At 41.3% G+C, this 20359-nt stretch carries 26 protein-coding genes; 20 read left to right on the top strand and 6 right to left on the bottom strand.

Going from position 1 to position 20359, the window contains the following annotated elements:
* The first annotated feature begins 11 nt into the window (after nucleotides 1-11).
* Both LS482_RS16005 and LS482_RS16010 read left to right on the top strand, forming a co-directional pair.
* Complete coding sequence (locus LS482_RS16005; protein ID WP_233028516.1) at nucleotides 12-1403, top strand: SusD/RagB family nutrient-binding outer membrane lipoprotein; 1392 nt, start codon at nucleotides 12-14, stop codon at nucleotides 1401-1403.
* A gap of 511 nt (nucleotides 1404-1914) precedes the next feature.
* The gene (locus LS482_RS16010; RefSeq protein ID WP_233028517.1) at nucleotides 1915-3537 is read left to right on the top strand and encodes a vitamin K epoxide reductase family protein; all 1623 of its coding nucleotides are present in this window, start codon (nucleotides 1915-1917) and stop codon (nucleotides 3535-3537) included.
* 793 nt (nucleotides 3538-4330) lie between these two features.
* Here the strand turns inward: LS482_RS16010 and LS482_RS16015 are convergent.
* Nucleotides 4331-5026, bottom strand: a complete 696-nt coding sequence (locus LS482_RS16015; RefSeq protein ID WP_233028518.1) for a hypothetical protein — start codon at nucleotides 5024-5026, stop codon at nucleotides 4331-4333.
* A gap of 58 nt (nucleotides 5027-5084) precedes the next feature.
* On the opposite strand from LS482_RS16015, the gene LS482_RS16020 reads away from it, so the two are divergent.
* The 10 genes from LS482_RS16020 (at nucleotide 5085) to LS482_RS16065 (ending at nucleotide 11195) form a co-directional block, all read left to right on the top strand.
* Nucleotides 5085-5294 (top strand): hypothetical protein, encoded by a 210-nt coding sequence (locus tag LS482_RS16020; protein ID WP_233028519.1) that lies wholly within the window; start codon nucleotides 5085-5087, stop codon nucleotides 5292-5294.
* Nucleotides 5295-5296: 2 nt separating this feature from the next.
* Nucleotides 5297-5668, top strand: coding sequence for a hypothetical protein (locus LS482_RS16025; protein WP_233028520.1), 372 nt, complete (start codon nucleotides 5297-5299; stop codon nucleotides 5666-5668).
* Between the two features lie 83 nt (nucleotides 5669-5751).
* Entirely contained in the window at nucleotides 5752-7707 is a 1956-nt protein-coding gene (locus LS482_RS16030; protein ID WP_233028521.1) for a transposase family protein, read from the top strand.
* A gap of 18 nt (nucleotides 7708-7725) precedes the next feature.
* Nucleotides 7726-8574 carry an AAA family ATPase gene (locus tag LS482_RS16035; RefSeq protein ID WP_233028522.1) on the top strand — a complete coding sequence of 283 codons (849 nt, stop codon included), beginning with the start codon at nucleotides 7726-7728 and terminating at the stop codon, nucleotides 8572-8574.
* A gap of 3 nt (nucleotides 8575-8577) precedes the next feature.
* Nucleotides 8578-9195, top strand: a complete 618-nt coding sequence (locus LS482_RS16040; RefSeq protein ID WP_233028523.1) for a P-loop NTPase family protein — start codon at nucleotides 8578-8580, stop codon at nucleotides 9193-9195.
* Between the two features lie 9 nt (nucleotides 9196-9204).
* A complete protein-coding gene (locus LS482_RS16045) occupies nucleotides 9205-9561 on the top strand; it encodes a hypothetical protein (protein WP_233028524.1) in 357 nt (118 codons plus the stop codon).
* 104 nt (nucleotides 9562-9665) lie between these two features.
* Complete coding sequence (locus tag LS482_RS16050; protein WP_233028525.1) at nucleotides 9666-10004, top strand: hypothetical protein; 339 nt, start codon at nucleotides 9666-9668, stop codon at nucleotides 10002-10004.
* Entirely contained in the window at nucleotides 10001-10639 is a 639-nt protein-coding gene (locus LS482_RS16055; protein ID WP_233028526.1) for a DUF3164 family protein, read from the top strand. The genes LS482_RS16050 and LS482_RS16055 overlap by 4 nt, the downstream gene beginning before the upstream one ends.
* Before the next feature lie 57 nt (nucleotides 10640-10696).
* The gene (locus tag LS482_RS16060; RefSeq protein WP_233028527.1) at nucleotides 10697-10942 is read left to right on the top strand and encodes a hypothetical protein; all 246 of its coding nucleotides are present in this window, start codon (nucleotides 10697-10699) and stop codon (nucleotides 10940-10942) included.
* Complete coding sequence (locus LS482_RS16065) at nucleotides 10923-11195, top strand: hypothetical protein (protein WP_233028528.1); 273 nt, start codon at nucleotides 10923-10925, stop codon at nucleotides 11193-11195. The genes LS482_RS16060 and LS482_RS16065 overlap by 20 nt, the downstream gene beginning before the upstream one ends.
* A 375-nt stretch (nucleotides 11196-11570) precedes the next feature.
* Here the strand turns inward: LS482_RS16065 and LS482_RS16070 are convergent, their stop codons facing one another.
* The 3 genes from LS482_RS16070 to LS482_RS16080 all read right to left on the bottom strand — a co-directional run bounded on the left by LS482_RS16070 (nucleotide 11571) and on the right by LS482_RS16080 (nucleotide 13092).
* Nucleotides 11571-11915, bottom strand: coding sequence for a hypothetical protein (locus LS482_RS16070; RefSeq protein WP_233028529.1), 345 nt, complete (start codon nucleotides 11913-11915; stop codon nucleotides 11571-11573).
* 16 nt (nucleotides 11916-11931) lie between these two features.
* Nucleotides 11932-12732 carry a HEPN domain-containing protein gene (locus LS482_RS16075; protein WP_233028530.1) on the bottom strand — a complete coding sequence of 267 codons (801 nt, stop codon included), beginning with the start codon at nucleotides 12730-12732 and terminating at the stop codon, nucleotides 11932-11934.
* Nucleotides 12733-12819: 87 nt separating this feature from the next.
* Nucleotides 12820-13092 carry a hypothetical protein gene (locus LS482_RS16080; protein WP_233028531.1) on the bottom strand — a complete coding sequence of 91 codons (273 nt, stop codon included), beginning with the start codon at nucleotides 13090-13092 and terminating at the stop codon, nucleotides 12820-12822.
* A 117-nt stretch (nucleotides 13093-13209) separates the two neighbouring features.
* Between LS482_RS16080 and LS482_RS16085 the strand changes: the two genes are divergently transcribed.
* The 7 genes from LS482_RS16085 (at nucleotide 13210) to LS482_RS16115 (ending at nucleotide 19135) form a co-directional block, all read left to right on the top strand.
* Nucleotides 13210-13605 carry a helix-turn-helix domain-containing protein gene (locus LS482_RS16085; protein ID WP_233028532.1) on the top strand — a complete coding sequence of 132 codons (396 nt, stop codon included), beginning with the start codon at nucleotides 13210-13212 and terminating at the stop codon, nucleotides 13603-13605.
* A 200-nt stretch (nucleotides 13606-13805) separates the two neighbouring features.
* On the top strand, nucleotides 13806-14225 hold the full coding sequence (locus LS482_RS16090) for a hypothetical protein (RefSeq protein ID WP_233028533.1): 420 nt from the start codon (nucleotides 13806-13808) through the stop codon (nucleotides 14223-14225).
* Nucleotides 14226-14292: 67 nt separating this feature from the next.
* A complete protein-coding gene (gene tssD, locus LS482_RS16095; RefSeq protein ID WP_233028534.1) occupies nucleotides 14293-14697 on the top strand; it encodes a type VI secretion system tube protein TssD in 405 nt (134 codons plus the stop codon).
* A 27-nt stretch (nucleotides 14698-14724) separates the two neighbouring features.
* A complete protein-coding gene (locus LS482_RS16100; RefSeq protein ID WP_233028535.1) occupies nucleotides 14725-17850 on the top strand; it encodes a phage baseplate assembly protein V in 3126 nt (1041 codons plus the stop codon).
* Between the two features lie 18 nt (nucleotides 17851-17868).
* Nucleotides 17869-18462 carry a hypothetical protein gene (locus LS482_RS16105; RefSeq protein WP_233028536.1) on the top strand — a complete coding sequence of 198 codons (594 nt, stop codon included), beginning with the start codon at nucleotides 17869-17871 and terminating at the stop codon, nucleotides 18460-18462.
* A 2-nt stretch (nucleotides 18463-18464) separates the two neighbouring features.
* Nucleotides 18465-18806, top strand: a complete 342-nt coding sequence (locus LS482_RS16110; RefSeq protein ID WP_233028537.1) for a DUF4280 domain-containing protein — start codon at nucleotides 18465-18467, stop codon at nucleotides 18804-18806.
* A 191-nt stretch (nucleotides 18807-18997) separates the two neighbouring features.
* Entirely contained in the window at nucleotides 18998-19135 is a 138-nt protein-coding gene (locus LS482_RS16115; RefSeq protein WP_233028538.1) for a hypothetical protein, read from the top strand.
* On the opposite strand, the gene LS482_RS16120 is transcribed toward LS482_RS16115, so the two are convergent.
* Nucleotides 19132-19476 (bottom strand): hypothetical protein, encoded by a 345-nt coding sequence (locus LS482_RS16120; RefSeq protein ID WP_233028539.1) that lies wholly within the window; start codon nucleotides 19474-19476, stop codon nucleotides 19132-19134. The genes LS482_RS16115 and LS482_RS16120 overlap by 4 nt on opposite strands.
* A gap of 157 nt (nucleotides 19477-19633) precedes the next feature.
* Between LS482_RS16120 and LS482_RS16125 the strand changes: the two genes are divergently transcribed.
* Nucleotides 19634-19822 (top strand): hypothetical protein, encoded by a 189-nt coding sequence (locus LS482_RS16125; protein WP_233028540.1) that lies wholly within the window; start codon nucleotides 19634-19636, stop codon nucleotides 19820-19822.
* Here the strand turns inward: LS482_RS16125 and LS482_RS16130 are convergent.
* Nucleotides 19812-20351 (bottom strand): hypothetical protein, encoded by a 540-nt coding sequence (locus LS482_RS16130; RefSeq protein ID WP_233028541.1) that lies wholly within the window; start codon nucleotides 20349-20351, stop codon nucleotides 19812-19814. The two genes, LS482_RS16125 and LS482_RS16130, sit on opposite strands and share 11 nt — an antisense overlap.
* Between the last annotated feature and the right edge of the window lie 8 nt (nucleotides 20352-20359).

Raw genomic sequence — 20359 nt, forward strand, 5'->3', positions numbered from 1 at the left:
ACCAGAGAAAAATGAAAACGATCCAATATATAGCAGCAGTACTGTGCAGCCTGGTGCTCTCGGGCTGCAGTGATTTCAGTGACAGTATAAATACCGATCCCACCCGGCCCGGAGTGGCTTCGGGAACACAGCTTATAGCAAATGCGGCATTGTACCTGCCGGGCCTGAGTTCTTCCCCGAAGGGGGAGTTTATGGCACAATACCTGGCCGAGACCCAGTATGTGGGGACTTCGCTTTATCCGCAGGAGAGCACCAGTTTTTATTCCTGGTACGAAGAACCGCTTATGAACCTGCAGGCCGCCATCGACTCGGATGACCTCGATGCCGGGGAAGGACCCATCGCCAACCAGATTGCCGTGGCCAGGATACTTAAGGCCTATTTCTTCTGGAATGTAACGGACAGGTGGGGTGATATTCCCTATACCGAAGCCTTGCAAGGCTCAGATAACTTTACTCCGGTTTACGACTCCCAGGAATCCATTTATAACAGTCTGTTTGAAGAATTGAAAGCGGCAGTAGCAACGGTCGTCGAAGGAGATATAGATAATGACATCATCTATGGCGGTGATATGTCCAAATGGCAGAAACTGGGCAATACCGTCCGGTTGTTAATGGCACTTCGCTTGTCTGAAGTAGCCCCGGCCAGGGGGAAGGAGGAATTCAATGACGCTTTGAACGACGGGGTATTCAGTTCCAACGAAGACAACCTCGTATTCCGCCATCTGCCGGAAGCCAACAATCAGAATTACTGGTATGGACAAATAGTGAACCAGAACCGTGAATGGTGGGCTTTGACAGAAACGTTGGTCGATGAAATGAAACCCGTAAATGACCCGAGGTTGCCCGTGTATGGTAATCCGGCGAGAGAAAGTGATGAATACGTGGGGTTGGAGTTTGGTGAGGAAGAAAATATCGGTACGGAAGAATATTCCCTGCTCGGATCGGATATCTATGCCCAGGATGCCCCGGTGTACCTGGTGACTTATGCACAAGTGCGCTTTGCCATGGCCGAAGCGGCGGAACGCGGATGGATAGGTGGTGACGCAGCCACGTATTACAACCAGGCCGTGGAAGCCTCTGTTGAACAGTGGACAGGAAGCACGGAGGAAGTTGCAGACTTTCTGACACAGCCCGGTATCGCTTTTGAACCGGGCAATGCCATGAAAATGATAGGTACGCAGCGCTGGGTACATTTATACATGTTCGGTTATGAAGCCTGGGCGGAGTGGAGGAGAACAGGGTATCCCGATAACCTTGTCGAGCCCAACGGTGTTCCCGTTCCGGGAAGGTTAAGTTACCCGGATAATGAAGTGTTCAATAATGCCGACAATTATGAAGAAGCCGTGCAACGGCAGTTTGGAGGCGATGATGATATTCACGGAAAAGTGTGGTGGGATCAGTAGACCGTAAATGATATTCATTTGTATAAAGGGGCCGGCTTTTGCGGGTCCTTTTGTGTTTAAAATATAAGTCAATGCATGATTAACGTGAATAATGGATAAGTTGTCCAGGGCAAAAGCATTGTAAAAGTTTAAGTTCTGTTTTGAGTCTTTAAAAGCTCCTCCCTTCAGACGAAGGGAGGTGGTCCCGATTTTAATCGGGATCGGAGGGTTTGAAATCCCAAATCATTGGATAAACATAAGTGTTTGGGAGCAATTCCCAGGACTTGGGCTGGTCAAACTCCCCGTCCTGCACAGCAGGACATCCCTACTTCGACAAGCCGAAGTAAGGGAGCCTTTTTCCTTATCCATTATTCACGTGTGATTATGTTTTCTTTTATTTACAGCCGTATTTTTTATGAATACATCTGTTTTTATATTAAATATTTTGTTTTTTATAATTTTAGTACTTAAATTAGCATAAGTGTTTAATTTACATTTTACCAAATCTAACCAACCTAACATACTTTCTTTTATGGATAATTGTGTGTCGTCTACAAAGAAAATACTTCAATTACTTAAAGTTGAATATACAGACGAATATGTAGAGGATTCTATTCTTTCCCATCCAGACTATCCCAGCTTATTATCAATTTCAGACACTCTGAACAGGTATAAAATTGAAAATCTCGCGGCCAAAGTTGATATAGATGATTTTGACAAGATACCTTTCCCTTGTCTTGTTCAGGTATCTGTTCGAAACGATACTTTGTTTTATGTTTTAAAGGATGTTACGGATAGGGAAATGGTGTATTTTGACGAAAAAAACAAATTGTCACGCGATTCCAGGGAAAACTTTTTAAAATATTGGACAGGAGTTTGTTTATTGGCTGAAAGAGGTGAAGAATCCAAAGAAATTGATATAGAGAAAAAAAGAGTTTCCAGGAGGATTTTTAATGTCCTGAAGATTTTTATAATACTGTCTTTTCTGGGTTGGGCGTTTATGAGCTTAACAAAGATACAGGATATCAATAACCATTCGTTTTTTTCTGTAATCGGAGTGTATTTATTCTTGAAGCTTGCGGGAATAATTGTAACTGCCATGCTTTTATGGTATGAAGTTGATAAGTATAACCCCACTTTGCGGAATTTTTGTTCCGGAGGAAAGAAAATTAATTGCGATTCCGTGTTAAATTCCGGGTATGCGAAATTACTTGGTGGTAATCTGAATTTGAGTATTGTCGGGTTTTCCTATTTTTCAGGATCTTTTATGTGTCTCCTTTTCCAGAATTTTTCTCCGGGTTCTATAGGCTTTGTTTCCATTTTGAGCATACTGGCTTTCCCGGTGGTTTTGATTTCTACTTATTATCAGGGAGTGGTTATCAGGCAGTGGTGTAAATTTTGCATTACCGTGCAGGCAGTATTGACTTTTGAGTTGATGTTGGTCCTGATCGGAAATCTATACGAAAACCCTGCCGATCTTGGGAGCCTTCCCATATTTTTCACAGTTGCCTTGGGTACGATTGTAATGTGGAAATATATAAAACAATTAGTAGAAAAAGGGGCGGAAACTAATTTATATAAAAGGAGACTTGGGAAAATAAAAAACAACCCTTCCGTGTTTAACGGGTTGATAATCAAATCGAGAAAATTAAAAACATTACCTGAAGGGCTTGGGATTTCCATAAATAAAAATGGTGCAAAACATCACATCATAAAAGTATGTAACCCTTATTGCAGTCCTTGCGCCCGTGTACATCCTGTTTTGGAGGAACTTGTTAATACAGGAAAAATCAACTTGCAAATGCTTTTCACGGCCAGCACAGATGAAAGGGACCCGAGGGGGCAACCGGTAAAACATTTCTTGGCCATAGATGCGCAGAAAGATAAAAGTATCATGCAACAAGCTTTGGATGACTGGTATACGGCAGATAAGAAAGATTATGAGTTGTTTGCTGAAAAATATCCTATGAACGGCGAATTAAAAGAACAGAATTCGAAAATCGAACGTATGCGTCAATGGTGTGATATGGAGAATATAACCCATACGCCCACCATATTTATAAACGGATATGAACTACCCGGAGAATACGATGTAAAAGATCTGTCGGAAATTCTGGTTAAGGGGGGTATTTCAAATTGTACCAAACTAAATTAAGCTAAAAAATATATTAAGTCACTGTAAAACAGTTGTTTTGTTCGATTTTAAAGCGGGACCGCAGTTCTTTACGAATTGTGAAAAACGTCCGATTTTGTCTTAAACTGTCATAAAACTGTCTGTTAACCGAGCACACTCCTCCTCTCCTTTGGATAATTATGTCCTTAAAAAAGTAAAACTCCGGAAACTGTCCGTTCTATGCGGTTTGTGCCACTTTTTTATTTATTCCAAAGGTAGAACCCTTAAACAAGATTTCAAAGCAAAATACTGCCTGAAAAGCCATTTTAAAAAGTGGCCGTAAACCTCAAAATTTTGCCATTGGATATTCAAATGGATATTCAAATGGGTATTCAAATTTTGGTTTTTAGAAGCTCGAACAAAGCAATTAATGGCCTATATGGTGGTTGTAAAGAGGGGTGTAGTGTACTTTTTTTGATTTTAAACCGGGGTAAGTGCACTAAATTGAACGCGAAAAAGGGGGTGTAATGCCATATAATGGACGTATTGAAAACAGTATAATATACTGTAAAACAAAAATTTAATATGCGTATTATCCGAAAATAAGCAAAAAAACTGTGGAGAAAATGGTATGTTTTGTGAATGAATGAATTTTAAAAGGGATTTTATTACAAGGACTTGTGGGGGGATGTATAAATACTTGTCAGGGTATCTATGCAGGTTGTTACTAAGGTGTTAAACTATATCTATTCGGGTGTTAAACCCCGTCGTTCATCGGAAAAACTTGCCTTTTAAGGGATATTTTTATAGACTACCCAATGTACATAACGGACCCTTACGAGGCTTTATTGTTTGAGTTTTTGTTCTTGGGCAGTTTTTTGGGGATTTCCTTCTCCAGATTTTTTACCTTTTCTTCCAGTAAGGAATTCACTTTTTTTAGTTGATCATTCATCTCCTTAACATGAAGCAGTTCCTTTTCATTCGATTGTAATTTGGAGGCTACACTCTTGTCTATCATTTTGCCCTTTCCAGTAAAAAGCCATGCCTCTTTTATTTCAGGAAATTCTTCATGTATGGTATTAAGAACATGCTCGGGAACAGGTATTTTAGCGGCAATCATCTCTAACAAGTTAACATAAGAAACTCCTAAAATAGAGGCAAATTTCTCATTGCTTAACTCTTTATATTCCAATACCTCATCTAACCTTAATCCGACCCTTAAAAGCCCCTCTTCTGAATGTTTATCACTAATGTGGTTGGATTCATAGGTTATCCAATTCTCCACCTCCAAATTAGGGGATTGATTCTTTAACATTTCTCCTTCCCCCATAAGTAGCCATTGTGGACTTACATCTCTATGCGTAGTCAAAATTTTTGCTATGGCGTCTGAGTTTAAGGTGCCCTTCTTTGCTTTTCCCTTAAAACTACCATAAGTCATGCCTATATCCTGCAAAAAGGACTCTATTTTAATCCTCTTGTACTTAGCTAAATACAGTACCCTTTCTTTGATATAGGTAAATTTTTCTTCCATAAATTTGGATAAAGGTATAAATTTATACTATATTTGTTCCTATTAAAGAACAAAAAACATGAAAAGTAAAAGTACAAGAAAAAAACGAAACACCTATAACCAGGAAGCCATAAACGCTTTATCCGAAAAGCATGGCTTTACTACCCGCTTTATCCGGCAATGTATTTCCGGTGAACGAAACAGCCTGACTGCCGATCATATCCACCAGGAATACCGATCTCTTACAGCCCCTACCAATAAACGAATCGAACAATTTAAAAAACAATAATCATGGAAGAAATACATCTCAATCAAACCGTCAAAATTGATCCCTTTTTAACTAATGACCCTTATAACAAGAGAGGGGAAACAGGAAAAGTAATAAAGATAGAGGGATCGGAAAACAATGTAGTTACCGTTGAGTTTTCCGATGGAACAACCGGGCTATATGATATTCTTGCCCTTATGCCCGCAATTTCCGCAAAATCTGCCACCGAAATACTCGAATTAAGGATAAAACAAACCCGTGAACTACTATGGGAGTTTGAAAGAAACCTTAAAATTTATGAGGAGATCGCAGAACGAAGAACCAAAAACTACAGCTACGCCTATAACCTATACTGTATCAACAATAGACTGCTCCAACTCAACGAAAGTTTTTGATCGAACAACCCCTGACCGGCAGGCACCGGGGTTTGAGCCCCCGGCAGGACCGAAGTTTAAAACCCTTTTAAACTGTATTTAAAATGTACGAATACTACAATAACATTTTATGCGTAAAGGCCAGCTGGCTCATAAAGGCCGGTATAGTTTCGGAAAACAATTATAAAAATCTGACTAACAGGGGTTGGCTTCAGGTGATACGCCGGGCCTGCCGGATGACCCCGGCCCTGGTCGCATTTGACAGCATGCGGGAAGACATCCGGGACAAGGTCGTGGATAAAGCCGGTAATCCCCACAAGGTGGCCTCAAAAAACCTCTTAGAAAGTTATATCCTGCCGGACAAGGATGCTACCAATTTTTTTGCTGAGCATCGCCGCCCCAACGGTAAACCCCTTTCTACCGAAAAACAAAAGGAACGGGTGGTTAATTGTATGATCCTAAATGCCGTTAAAACTGTTTTAGATAAACATACCAAAAGCCGGGCCCTGGGCGGTAAGACCAAAGCCTGGCAAAAAATATCCCAGGTGGTTAACCGCCTGGACCCGCAAAAGTGGCCACATGCTTTACCGGGCAATCCCAAGTCCTTACAACGCCGTTACAAGGATTACCTGCAACATGGATACGCCTCGTTTATTCACAGGGGCGAAGGCAACGACAACCGGCTTAAAATTACCGGAGAGGTTGCCGACTGGCTTCTCGCCAAATACTGCCTTCCGAATAAACCCAGTATTCCGATAGTGCTCGCCGGGTACAACGAAATACGCCTGAAGAAAGGCTGGCCGGTCATTACCGAAAGTGCTGTAACTCATTGGCTGGATAAACCGGAAGTTAAACGGATATGGGTGCTGGCACGGCATGGCAAGGAGCAGTGGCAAAAGACCTATGGCCACCACCTGAAACGGGATCGTCAAAACTGGTTCCCCAATGTGTATTGGGCCATAGACGGGTCCAAACTGGACTGGCTGCATTATGCGGATAATACCCTGGGGATGGCCGCCAAACTAAAAATCAACCCCGTGGTGGATGTATATAGTGAAAAAATTATCGGCTGGAGTTATAGCGAAACGGAGAACCACGTGGATCATATCAAAGCCATGAAAATGGCGGTAAACGAGTCTCAAAGCCGCCCCTATCTGTTAACTTATGACAATCAGTCCGGCCACAGGATGAAGCGGATGCAGGAACTCTACGACAACCTGGTGGCTCGTGAAGGAGGCACCCACTACCGGCATCAGGTCGGGCGAAAAGGTAACCCTATCGAACAGCTATTTAATCGCCTCCAACAGCAGGTCATCAATACACTATGGTTCTCTGACGGGCAAAGTGTCAAAGCGCGGAATGAAGACAACAAGCCTAACATGGACTTTATCCTGTCTCATAGGGAGTTTCTTAAAACCAAAGAAGAACTTATTAAAGCCTGGGAATATTGCGTCCAGAAATGGAATAACGGGGAACATCCCCATTTTAAGGGGCAGACTCGGAACCAGGTCTATGACCACGAGACCCCGGTAAGCGAAAGTGTGGATTATTCCGAGATGCTTAACCTGTTTTGGGTACATGAAACCGAACCCAAAAAATACTATCGCGGTGGAATGCCTCTTACGGTGACGGGGAAAAAATACGAGTACGAGGTATATAATGCCGATGGCAAAGTGGACCAGGAGTTCCGCAGAAAATGTGTCGGGGCCAAGCTGATCGTTCGCTACGATCCGGCCATGTTAAACGACTACGTCCAGCTTTACGAACTCACCCCTGAAGGCGAAAAGATATTCGTGGCCAATGCACAACCCAAACGTGGCCATGAAAACATCCCTATCCTTATGGAAGAAGGCGACAAACAACGCTGGTACGCCGACTTTAAAGTACAGGACGAAGAATACGAGCGGGATGCCAAAGCCTACCGGGATTTAATGGTCCGGACCGGCGTTACCCCCGAGCGATTGATCGAACAGCAAGACCTTATGATAAAAATGGGCGGGAAACTGCCTAAAAAAGAAAGGAGCGAGGCCGAAGCCTCGAGCATCCTTTCCCGATTGTAATAACCCTTTAAACCTGTCATGATGAATACACAGCAAAAAGAGCTAATTACGAGTGAGATCGCAAAGTTAGCCAAAAAAGGAAGCCAAAGCAAAGTGGCTCGTAAGGCGGGAGTATCCGCCGCGACCATTAGCCAGATCGTAAACCACAACTGGAAGTTGATCCGCCCGGAACTGTGGCAAAAGATACAGGTAAACCTCCGGATAGACCATTGGAAAACGGCGGAAACATCCAACTTTAAAATGCTTAATGAATTGCTACAGGCGGTACAGACCCGTAGCCTAAGCATTGGTATTTCACACGAAGCCGGTGTGGGCAAAAGTCATGCGTACAAGCACTACGAACGCTACCATAAGAATGTTATATACGTGGAATGTAGAAAATACTGGTCTCAAAAAAGCTATGTAAAAAACCTCCTGCTTTCCTGTGGGCTGGATATTCAGGGGACCACCGAGGAACTCATAGAAGCCTTTATAGCCCATGTAAAAACCCTGTATAAACCGGTTATTATCCAGGATCAAAGTGATAAGTTGAAAGACCCACCGCTGGACCTGTTTATGGATTTCTATAACGAACTGTTCGGGCATTGTGCTTTTGTCCTAAGCGGCGTGCCTGCCTTTAAGAAACGTATCCTGAAAGGAGTGCAACGGGACAAGATCGGGTTCCGGGAACTCTGGAGCCGTATCAACCGCAAGTTTATCCCGCTTGACCCGACTACATTAAACGATGTACGGGCCATTTGCCAGGTCAACGGACTGTATGATGAGGATGTCATACACGAGATATATAACACCTGTGAGGGCGACCTGAGAAGGGTAAGGCAAAGCGTAGAACAATACTTTTTGTTGCATGAAAATAAGGCGGCGTAATGTATGGCAAAACGGGCGGTTAGCGTGGAGGCTCTTTTGCGCAGAAAGTTTGCCGAAATGCCATTTACAGGCCCCTGGAAAGACGCCTTCGGAATACCTGCCCGAAGCGGGGTATGGCTGATATGGGGGGCTTCCGGCAACGGAAAAACCTCCTTTTGCCTGCAACTCGGTAAGTACCTGACCAAATTTGGTAAAGTGGCTTATAACACCCTGGAGGAAGGGTTAAGCAAGAGCATGCAGGATGCCATATCCAGGGCCAATATGCAACAGGTAAAGTCCCGGTTCATCTTGTTGGACCGGGAACCGATGGGAGAACTCGAAGCCCGGATCAAAAGGCGCAGAAGTCCGGATATTATCATTATTGACAGTTTGCAATATTCCGGCCTGACCAGGAACGAGTACAAAAGGATAAAAGAACGGTTCTCCAACAAGCTGTTCATTTTTATAAGTCATGCCGAAGGTAAACAGCCGGAAGGCCGGACGGCAAAGTTTGTCCGTTACGATGCCGATGTCAAAGTACGAGTGGAAGGATATAAGGCGTTTCCAACGAGCCGGTTTGGCGGCGGGGAGCCTTATGTGATCTGGCACGAAGGTGCCCATAACTACTGGATGGATATATAAATAAAGTCGATGACCACACAGGAGAAAATATGCCGGGCCTTACGCCTGACCCATTTTATATATGACAACATGCGTTCAGCGGCATTTCAGAATTGGTGCTTACGTGCAAGTATGGTTGTAGGTATTCCCATGCGGATTTTAGGCACGCATCCCGGTATTTACAAGTGGTATCTGGAAAATTGGAGGGTTTACGTAGAAAACCGGTTTTACCAGCAATACAAGGATTATATCGAAAGTATAGACGCGCCGAAACAGTTATACGACCTGTTTCAGACCTATCCCAAAGAGATAGAGCAGTTTTATCCTAAACCCCTCATATATGACCTCTATAAACAAATAAAAAACGATGTCTCCAAACCAAATTAAAAACAAGATCGGTGATTTGGAGTTCTGGCTTAAACACAATCCGGATCATCCAAACTACACAACTGTATTGAAAGATAAACGCCAATTAGAAGAACGATTAGCCTATGAAGGACGACGTAGTTAAAGCATGGTGTGATAAACAGGAGTTGCTTAACAGGCAATTCCTGTTACAGAATGTCCTGGCCTGGACATTCGAGCATAACCAGGGGCTAACCCCCGGACAGCGTATCTGTCTGAACCAGGAACGTGCGGGGATCATGCAGGCCCTGGAGGCTTTGGAATTCGGACACCAAATCATCCGGTATATGATCCCTGCCCACCTGGAAGAAAAGGTGCAACATATCGCTATGGTGATCCGCAATACCGGATGGGAGAAAAATGCTCCCGGTCTGCTCTCGCATGAAACAGAAGTGAATAATCCCGAAAAACAGAAAACGACATGATAGATTTAAGTACCCTGAGCGCCGATGAGTTGCAAGCCGAACTTATGCGGCGCGAAAAGGCCAAGAAAAAGGCCAAAGAGAAAGCCAGGCAGCAGTACCTGGAGGATAAAAATTACTTTTTAAGGACCACCGCACAGCAGTTCCTGCAATATAACGAAGGACTGCACAAATTGAAGGAGCACACTATTGCGGAAGCCAATATGTTATATGAGCGTATGTATGTACTGGAAGGCAAAAAGCCTAAAGAAACTAAGAGTTTTCCCCTTAAAAACGAGGACGATACGATAAAAATTGAAGTGGAGCAGCAGGAACGTTTTGAGTTTACCGAAGAGGCCATCGTACATATCAACACGATCAAGGATATTTTTAAGGAAAAATTTGCGGCTCGAAGCAAAGGATTATACAATATCCTGGACGGATTGTTGATTAAAGGCCGCCAAAGGGAATACGATCCAAAACTTCTTGCCAAAGCCCGTCGGCAGGTAAAGGAACTCGGCGACGAAAAACTGATTGCCGAGTTTGATAAACTCGATGACTGCCAACGAGTGGTGGGAACGGTAATCTACTGCCGGCTTTATATAAAGGGAGACAATGGAAAATGGCAAAACGTATCCCTCCAATTTTCCGCACTATAAAGGCCGTACAAACACCATTAAAATACGATTTAAAAACCATTTAAAAACAGATTAACTATGAATGCAGAACAGAAAGCACAAAAAGAACCGAAGATTTTAATAGAACTTTCCTCCCAAGAAAGTTTAGTGAAATGCGAAGGACATGTCGGGGCATTGGTCGCCTTGTTGGTCCGGGCATTTATCCATAGCAATGATTTTCATACACTGATGAAAGAAGCCTTGGGACTCTACGGAGTGGTGGGAAATGATTTTAAGGACTTTTTAAATAATATTGACCGGTACAATGGCAACAGTCGATCATAAAGCAAAGATTGATTATTGGGGGATGTTCCGCAGGGACAACCCCCAACACCTGTATATTTTGAGCCTTTTACGACAGTTTGGCTGGACGGTTAGTATAGATGGAGTGATCCGGGCCGATATGAACCGGTTTGCCGCCTGGTTACGAAGTGAAAAAAGCCCGGTCAGGAAACCGCTCCCAAAAATGGAGCCTTACGAAGTGAGCAAGATCATAGCCGCCCTGGAAAGTATGACCTTAAAAAAGTATAATAAATGAGGTGGTGAGGGCGAGGACAACAAGATACGAATTTGAGACCCAAATTTGGATTTTTTGGATGTATATTTCTGTACATCAAATATTTAAACTACCTCAAATTTTAAGACGTAAAATACGATGTTGAAATATTGTTTTAATGTTATATTGTTAAAGACGAACCCCGGTAATTTTACCAGGGTTCAATCTAACCAACCTATGCCTGATTACCAGGCACTCACCTTATCCAAAAGTACAAAATTTATAGCTTTTTAATGACTATATAGAACATCAATATTCCCGTAATGATTACTCCTACGGCGGCACCGATTAGAAAGCACCAGAAATACTTTTGCTTCTTTTCCCGCTTTTTGAGTTTTTTTAAGGATTTCATCTCTTTTATGATTCGGGATTGTATTGATTATTTTTGTCTATTAAGAATTTAATCTTTCTTTTATGGACCAATGAAATCGCAATATCTCTAAATCCATTGCGCTCAAATACCTGGCCATTAACATTGTCTATCATTTTTTTAAACTCGTGTAGCTTTAAAGCTAAAAAGAAATATAAACTTCTTGGCACATCGAACTCATCAATATCTTTGTTTAGTGTATCTAATCTGAGCACGGAATATTTTGTATCTCTTAAATGCCGATCAGTTTTAAACCATTCAAAGTATCGCACAATGGCAATAGGCTCGTCGCTGTCTAAAAGTCGAATTAATAACTTTTCCTTTTCGTTCATCGTACCGTGTTACTTTCTATTTTCCTGTAAATGCACCAGAATGGAATTTCCTACACGCTTCCAGTTTGTTCTCGAATAGACGGACTATAATAAGGCTAAAATCCAATGCCTTTTTCAATATGATCTCCAACTGATTCCTGGTAATGTGATAGTTTTTGTGGTAACGAGCGCTGATATAAACATCATCCAAAAGATTTAATAACTCCCGTTCCTTCTCCTGCTCTATGTTGAAAATACTTCCAAGTTTTGGCGCAAAAGCCTTGATATAGGTTTGATGTTCTTTAATGCTATGGTTTTTCCGCTCCTTGCCCATAATGAGAAGTTCTATATTACGAAACCATATTTCCATATATTGGTGAAGCATAAAAGCAGCCAGAGAAAAATTCTTTTTTTCCATATAAGAAGTAGCTCCATCCATAAAAACGTTGAGCCTCATGAGTTCATTTCCAAAATTCAACTCCAATTCTTTCTGTATTTCTTCGTCTACGACAGGCACTTTCAGCCCCGTATCGGTTTCGGGGCCTGAATAAATTAGTTTGGACGGATGGCATCCGTGGATAAAAAACAAGTTTTCATCTTTGAGTTGTTGTTCTGCGTATTCAAAAGAGAATATCCGGTACAAGTAGTCGGTTTGCTCCTGGAATATTTTAGCCACCATAGAGGTCAAATCCGATGTTAATGCAGTTCGATCACCTTTAAGGATGACGATCCATATAGATTTAAAATGGTATTCATCTTCTGTTGTTGAGAAGTAGATATACTGCACTTCCAACAGGGTCGTTATTTTATCGATGATTTCCCGACTTGATAATTTCATAAGGATATGATTTTATTTTGGTTACTCATTTTTAACTTATCAATCTGATTACATTCGACTCCTACAGTTCTATTACCTTCCCCTCTTTCATAACGACTCCGAAAGTAAGGTCTGCTTTTCTTTAAGTAGTCGGATTATAGTATCCTTGTCCTCTAACCTTCCTTCGTATTGCTCTATCAATTTTTCAAAGATGGCATCTGCCCTGTCGGTATTCCCAAAAGTAGAGGGCTTAGCTTCTAAATGATTAATCTCCTTTTCGTGGTCAGCGGGTATCCCATTTTGAAAGTTGGGAAACACCCGGCATTGACTATTAAAGTGGTTGTGGTAAAAGCGATTTACAGTTTTAAATACGGTTCCCATAAGACTTGTTTTTTATGTGAATATTTGTTTTATGCAAATTGCTTAATTATCTTAGCCACAGCAAGATTTTGATATAAGTTTCACTTGTATAATTTTTAGGTTTTAATTATAAAATTTATGGAACAGGAGATTACCGAATTTAAAAACAAGGCCGTAGGTAAAAATATTTCTATGTATCGAAGGGCCCTCGGATACAAAGCATCGGACGTAGCCGAGCGGATAGGGATGAAAGAACAGACCTATTTAAAATACGAAAGAGGAGAGACGCAGATTACCGTAGAATTTGTGCAAAAGGTGGCTGATGTTCTCGAGATAAACCCTTTGCTGCTACTTACCGTGTCTCCGGGTAATATTATTGAAAATGGGGACAATTCCCCGAATGCCATTTTGGCTATTTATGGCCATCACAACCAAACTACAGACCCTGAACAAACAAAACTATTGACTATGTTAGTGGAAAATGTTATGGCAATGAATGAAAAGATTTTAAAATTATTAGAGGAAAAGAAATAGCCTTCAATTTTGAATACTACCCCCTAAAGAGAATTTTGCCAAAATTAGAGGTGGCATCCGGATGTAAGTTCCGTCCTTTCTTGTAAACTTCACATTTTAGGGGGAAGTGACCGCCTCTGTTTTTTCTTACAGGATTTTTTATTATATTTACAAAACCTACCTCAGAAAGCCCAACCATTTATATTTTTTAATTATATTTTATGGACATCAAAGCAATATTAGATGTGGAGGGCGACATATATACCATTGTAAAATATGAAACCTCAATGAATGGGACGTATTGTATCCATACGGACATGACCAATGTTAGTATGGAGTTATCCCTTGTTATAGATACTTCCATAGAGAGTGCCTGCCTTTTTTGGGATTGGGCTGTAAACCAAGAGGTAAAAAATATTCGTTTTACGGCCTATTCCCCGGAGAAATCTTCTGTAAAACATCAAAAAGCCCGGTGTCTTTCGGTTGGCGAAAAGGCAAAAAATGTCCGTATCGAGGAAGGTAGAAAAACCGTAGAAGTTAAAATCTATATAGAAATGGAGAATGTTACCGGGTTTAAATCGGATGATGGTGTAACAGTTTGTCCTTCTTTGTATTCTATTGACTGGTTTAAAATGAATTAAAGTATTTTATGTAAGAAAAATATATATTTTTGTTGAGGTATTAGGTAAATAAATACATTTAAAAGCAATGAGTAGTTTTTTAGCCAAGATGCAGATTGATGGGCAGACTTATAATGTTTTGGAGTTTAATATCCATACGGTCCAGGACTGCGATAAGTCAGGTAAGCCCGTAGCGGTAGCACGTATAAAACAACTGCGGGTGGTCATAGAGTCGGATAAAGATACCGATTTCTTTTATTGGGCTACCAGCAATACACAGACCAAGGACGGTAAAATCACTTTCCATAAACGGGATGCATTGAGCCGTTTAAAGGAACTTACCTTTAAAAAGGCGTATTGTACGGAATACGAGGAAACCTTTAATAGCAAAGGCGATCATCCTATGGTAACTACCCTGTATATTACCGCAAAAGAAACTTCCTTCGGTACAGTTGACATCAAAAGAGACTGGGGAAATCTTGGCGGTTTTTAATTTGTGGTTTTAAAAGTATTATAAGGTATGCAGGTATCCAGTTTAAACGGTGTAGTCAATGATTTTCTTCAAAAAAAGGTCACTATACAAATAGAGGGCTTTGATGCTTCCGTCGTTTATTATGATTTAGAATTAAAGGAGAGCATGGCCTCCCACCAGGAGTTTCGTTTTACCTGGCAGGCCGACGGCAATTTTATGGCGGGGCATGAACAGCAAATGGAGACCATTGCCGATTATCGCGGGAAAGAAATCCTTATTAGCTTTAAGAATACTTTAGGGCAGGAAACTCACCGCTTTATCGGGATTATAGAGGGGCTTTATCTCCAAGACGAGGATGGAGGAGTTCCCGGCTATACTGTTATCGGTCGTAGCCGATCCATTGTTTTGGACGATATTCCCCAAAGCCGTACCTATATCCGGGAGGGCTTGCAGGAGATACTCCATACCGTGGCCTCACAGGCCCCTAATAATTTTAAGATAGACCTTAATCCGAGACATTCAGGGGCTATTTCTTATACAACTCAATATAACGAAACCGACTTTGCCTTTATGCAACGGATGGCCAGACGCTATGGCGAATGGTTTTATTATGACGGAGCAGGTTTACAATTCGGAAAAACCCATGCTACCGATATTACTTTAGTTAATGGGGCTAACCTTCGTCTTTTTGTTCCGGGTGGTAGTATAGCCCCTGGCAAGGTAAATTTAACAGGATATAATTACCAACAAGCCGCAACTTTTACAGAACAATGGCAACGCCCACAGCAAAATAGCGACAACTTTTTATCCCGTACCGCCTTAGACAGTGCAGCAACTACTTATGGGCGGCAAAACCGGGATTATCAATATGTGGCCCAGGCCAGGGATAGTATGGAATTGCGGGAGATGCAACAACTGTTTCAACAGGCCAATGAGGCCAAAATGGCGACCTATGCCGGGCACAGTGATACACCTTTACCCATAGGAGGCCGTATAACCATACAAAAAGGCAAAGCCATAGGTGAATTTATCGTTATAGAAGTAAAACACCGTTCAGAACTCAAAGGACATTATACTTGTGCTTTTACGGTAATTCCCGCAGATATATCTGTACCGACACACACTGATCCCTTTATTATTCAAAAGGCCGAAAGCCAACGGGCGTTGGTCGTGGCCAATAACGACCCGCAAAGTATGAAGCGGGTTAAAGTACAATTCTATTGGGGCTATGAAAGCGACTGGATACCCGTAGTCACTCTTTACGGTGGCAGTGGCAGAGGAATATACATACTCCCGGAGGTAGGCGATGAGGTGTCCGTGGATTTTGAAGGTGGTAATGTAGATCAACCTATTGTACGGGGGGCTGTATATAACGGGGCACAAAAGAACGGTTACGGTTCGGCCAATAACGACTTAAAAGTATTTCATTTCCGTAATGGAGAAAAAATAATCGTTAATGAGGCGGAAGGAAGTATTGAAATCGTCGATAAGGCAGGCAGTACCTATTATATGGATGGTAGTGGAAATATTGATATTACCGCAGTGGAGACCATAAGGCAGAATGCCAGAAATATGGAAATTAATATACTGGAAGATTTAACTATAACAACTGGTGACCAGTTACAAATACGTGCCTTCCAAAAAATGTTAATTACCACCCCCTGGATGCAGCAATTAATAGCGGATTTTTATCATACCCAGGCTGGAAAAGCCCTGATAAACTCCGAAAATGAAATAAAGCTGGAAAGCCCGGAGTTATTTGCATCAGGACAGGAAAAGCTGATGCTACATAGTGAAAAAGAACTGATCTCCAATAGTAAGGGAACACTATCTATAAAAGGAGAGAAAGGAAACAAAATGTACAATACGGCGGAAAGCTACGAAATTGTACAGCCCACTATTGAGGCCAAATGTGTGGTAAGTTTCCGGGCAAAGGATAGCTGGTCGGGAGAGTTTGGTTTTGACTGGATGCGAATAGAAGATACCAATATTGACGGAGATAATAAATATGAGGATATTGTAGGGCAATATGGCAGTGTCTATGCTACCCAATCCAATGCCGTGTTTACTGCAAATGCAAGCAAATATAACTCTTTAAAAACCCGTCATTATACACCCCACAAAATCCCGTGGAAAACAGATAATAATGGAGATACTGAAGAATATTTTGTACCGTGGTTGTCCTTGTTTCCGACGTCGGTTAACCATCAACCCCCACCGATAGATTCCAGTTTGGAAGGTGCTGCACCTATTGTCCGTAATTATGAACCTAACGAGGCTACATTAAAAGTAAGTATCGAAGTTGAGGAAGAACCGGAGAGCATAGAACTGGAATATGACGAAAGCCTGTTTACTATAACCAATAAGGAAAGGGTTAATCAAACCGCAAAAGGTAAACACGATGCCGAAATTACCATAAAATGTACCGGGGATTTTGGGACACACAAGGAAATAAAAGCTATGGCCGTTACTGAGGTCAATGGTAAAAAGGTAAAACAGCTTGCCGGAAAACTCAAAGTTTATAAGAACCAAAAGTTGTATAATGGAGATGTGGTGTTTGTAAATGTGAAGACCAAAATAAATAGCAGAGAGAAGTTTGGATTGTCAAATACAACGATTATAAAAAGACAAAAGGATTACTTAGAAAAATTTATAAAACAAGCACTGATTATCCCAAATATTGATGTCCAAAAATTTGATAGGACTAATGATAGTACCCTGAACAGTAGCTATACGCATCAATTAGGGCCAAATAAAGTGCTAAGCAAATATCATAATAGTGGTCAGGGAAGTGGATTAGCTGATTATATGGAGACCGAATTTAATGCTGCACATCCTGAATATGCTGACTATTATAAAGTGTTCTTTTTTGGAGAGCCTGGTATAGCGGTATATAACGGACAGGTTAGGGGACTTGGCGGACATGCCAATGGCATTCCTTCAAAAACTGCCATTATGTATGCCAACCCGGATGACTTTTTTGTAACTCATGAATTGATGCACTGTTTGGGTATGTATCACAGCTTTGATAATAGTGGAGATTATACCTACGAAATAGGAAAGACCGAAAACATCATGGATTATTCTCACATGAGTTGGAATGGCAGTACCATCTTAACTCAAATAAGCACCTGGAAATGGCAATGGGAAAAACTCCAGAATGAAATAGGATAAAGTATAAAAATGTAAGTGATGAAAACTGTATTAAGCCTGTGTTTACTTGTTTTTTTTAATGCCTGTTGGGGCCAAAAAAATGTACCTATGGAATTTGAGAAATTTGATGTGGAAACATATAAAAAGAATGAAAACAAAGGCTTAGGTCTTTATTCTTTTACATTACCCGATGGAACTGAAGTTGTTCAAAGTGAATCTGAGCTTCATTTTTCACATACAGAGACTCCCCCTGATCCTGAAATGTTTGAGATTTATAAAGAGTTTTATAAAAACACATTTATACAAAAAAAGGGGAAATTCTTCAAAAAGGGAAATTGGGAGAAAGGCGTATGGTATTATTTTGATCGGGAAGGGAATTTGATCGAGAAGAAAGACCATGACAAACCATTTAAAAATTTTCCCTGGGAAAAAGTTACCACCTTTATGGTTACTAACGGTATTCCAATGGAGCAGATATGGGGTATTGAAAGACAGGCAGATGAAAAAGGAGCATTTTGGTATATCTCATGGATAAAAGATACCAAAACAAAAATGGGTGAAATTATTACGATTGATGCCAATACAGGAAAGGTTATAAAGAAGCAGGAACAAAGTTTCGCAAGAGAAATTTAATCATGCCACAAAAAGTCGTCGAAGGAGCCATATTAAAGTGTGACAAGGGGTCTGCCCCAAGCCAGTTAAAAGTCAGCAGCCAGGATTTCACCTTTTTTGAGGACAAGCTGGTGGCCACGGAAGACGATAAGGCTGCCAATGAAAATATCCTGCCTTTTGGAGCCTGTACTGTTACCCGTTCTGCCTGTTCCCCTAAACCTATAAAATGGGATAAGGCAGCATCCAAAGACGAAATCAACGGCTGTAAGGCATTGTTAGAAAATTCACAGTGTAAATGTTCTGTTGGTGGTATCATCAAAATACAAAAGGTGGGACACGAAGGACAGAGCGAAATAGAAGGATAATATTTTGGCCAATCAAGGCCCCCTAAACCTATGTTTGACCAAAGAAACCCCTCTGCGGAGGGGTTTTATCCCTTTTATGTTTTCCCGTAAAATCTTTACCAATGAACATCCTACTTTAGCTGAAAATTGCTCGAAGTATGACAAAAAAAGAATTAGACCTAAAGTTAATGTCCCTATCCGATCTTAAAACAATGATGGAAATTGCTAAAGACATGGCAGAACACTATAAGTCGAAAGGTCATGAGAAGGAGGCGGAACGGTGGGAATACAGGCGGGCGCTTTGTTTTAATACCCTCGAATATCGACTCCAGCGGTATTTTGAAGATTAAGTAAATATATACTTTGTCAAAAAATAAACTATAATTCCTGCCAATACAGCTACTATAATCTCTCTAAAAGTTGGTCGAACACTTTTAAAAAATCCTTTTGTTTTCTGGTTAAGTTCTGTTTTTACCCTGTTATTGTTTTCTAATAAATCCTTTAATGCCTCTTCGTTAGTGGTCACTACTTTAGTCTTATTGTTATTATATTCAACGGCTTTTAACTTTATAAGATATTCAAAAAACAGAAATTCATCTTTGGATGATGTTTTAGTCACAGGTATCGAACCTATATTTATCAAGTTATTTATAGTACCTTTTTGATTATCCGTTAGTTGATGTTTTTTCATTACTGTATTAGAGTTGGTTATATCAAATATACCCATTTTAAGCGTCCAATTTGGTGTAAAGAAATCGAAAATTTCAAAACATCAAAAGTCATTCTATATAAGTAGCTTTTTAACATTCCAAAAAAAGCGTATTTTTGTTAAAATCCTCCGCTTGTTTATGGCCCGTAAAACATCCACACGACAATTTTACAATGATATACGGCGTGAATATCACAGGTTAAGTCTGCCGGAAAAAGACGGTGTCCGCACCTATACCGATGAGCGGATATTCCAGCAGTTGGCTAAGAAGTATTACCGCAGCCCAAGGACGATCGAAAACATTGTCTTTCACCGGGTCAGCGAATAATATATCCCAAACCATCGTTTTCCTGCCGGGGAGGGATATTTCCCCGATTGATACTGACATCCGCAAACTTCCCGTCCTGGTAACTTTTGGCCGCCGAGTAGTCCTGCAAGGCACATTCAAAAACTACCCGGTACAGGTTCCCTGCGCTTCCGGTATCCACCGGATGAAAATCCACCCGGCGCATGCTGCTGTAATTCTCCCCGTCTGTACGGTGAAACAAGGCATGTAACTGATCCTTGGCCTTCAGAAATTCCAAAGCCCCGGCCTGGTTATAGGCCCCCTGGAAGGTGTCCAGGAAGGTTTCGTAATACAGGTAGGCGTCCATCTGTAATATGACATTCTGCACTTTAAGCCCCACGTCATTAATTTCCCTTACCCGAAAGGACAAAAAGATCGCAGGTGTGGGAAACGGATGCTCACTTTCCAAAAAATTCACCTGGTTATGCCAAAGGTCCACCCACCGGATATCCGGCATGTTGGCGGAGATCTTCTCCGCAAGTTCGATATACAGGTCTGGCCAGTTTTGCATGGTCTTTG

The organism is Sinomicrobium kalidii (assembly GCF_021183825.1).
In the GTDB taxonomy this organism is placed as follows: domain Bacteria; phylum Bacteroidota; class Bacteroidia; order Flavobacteriales; family Flavobacteriaceae; genus Sinomicrobium; species Sinomicrobium kalidii.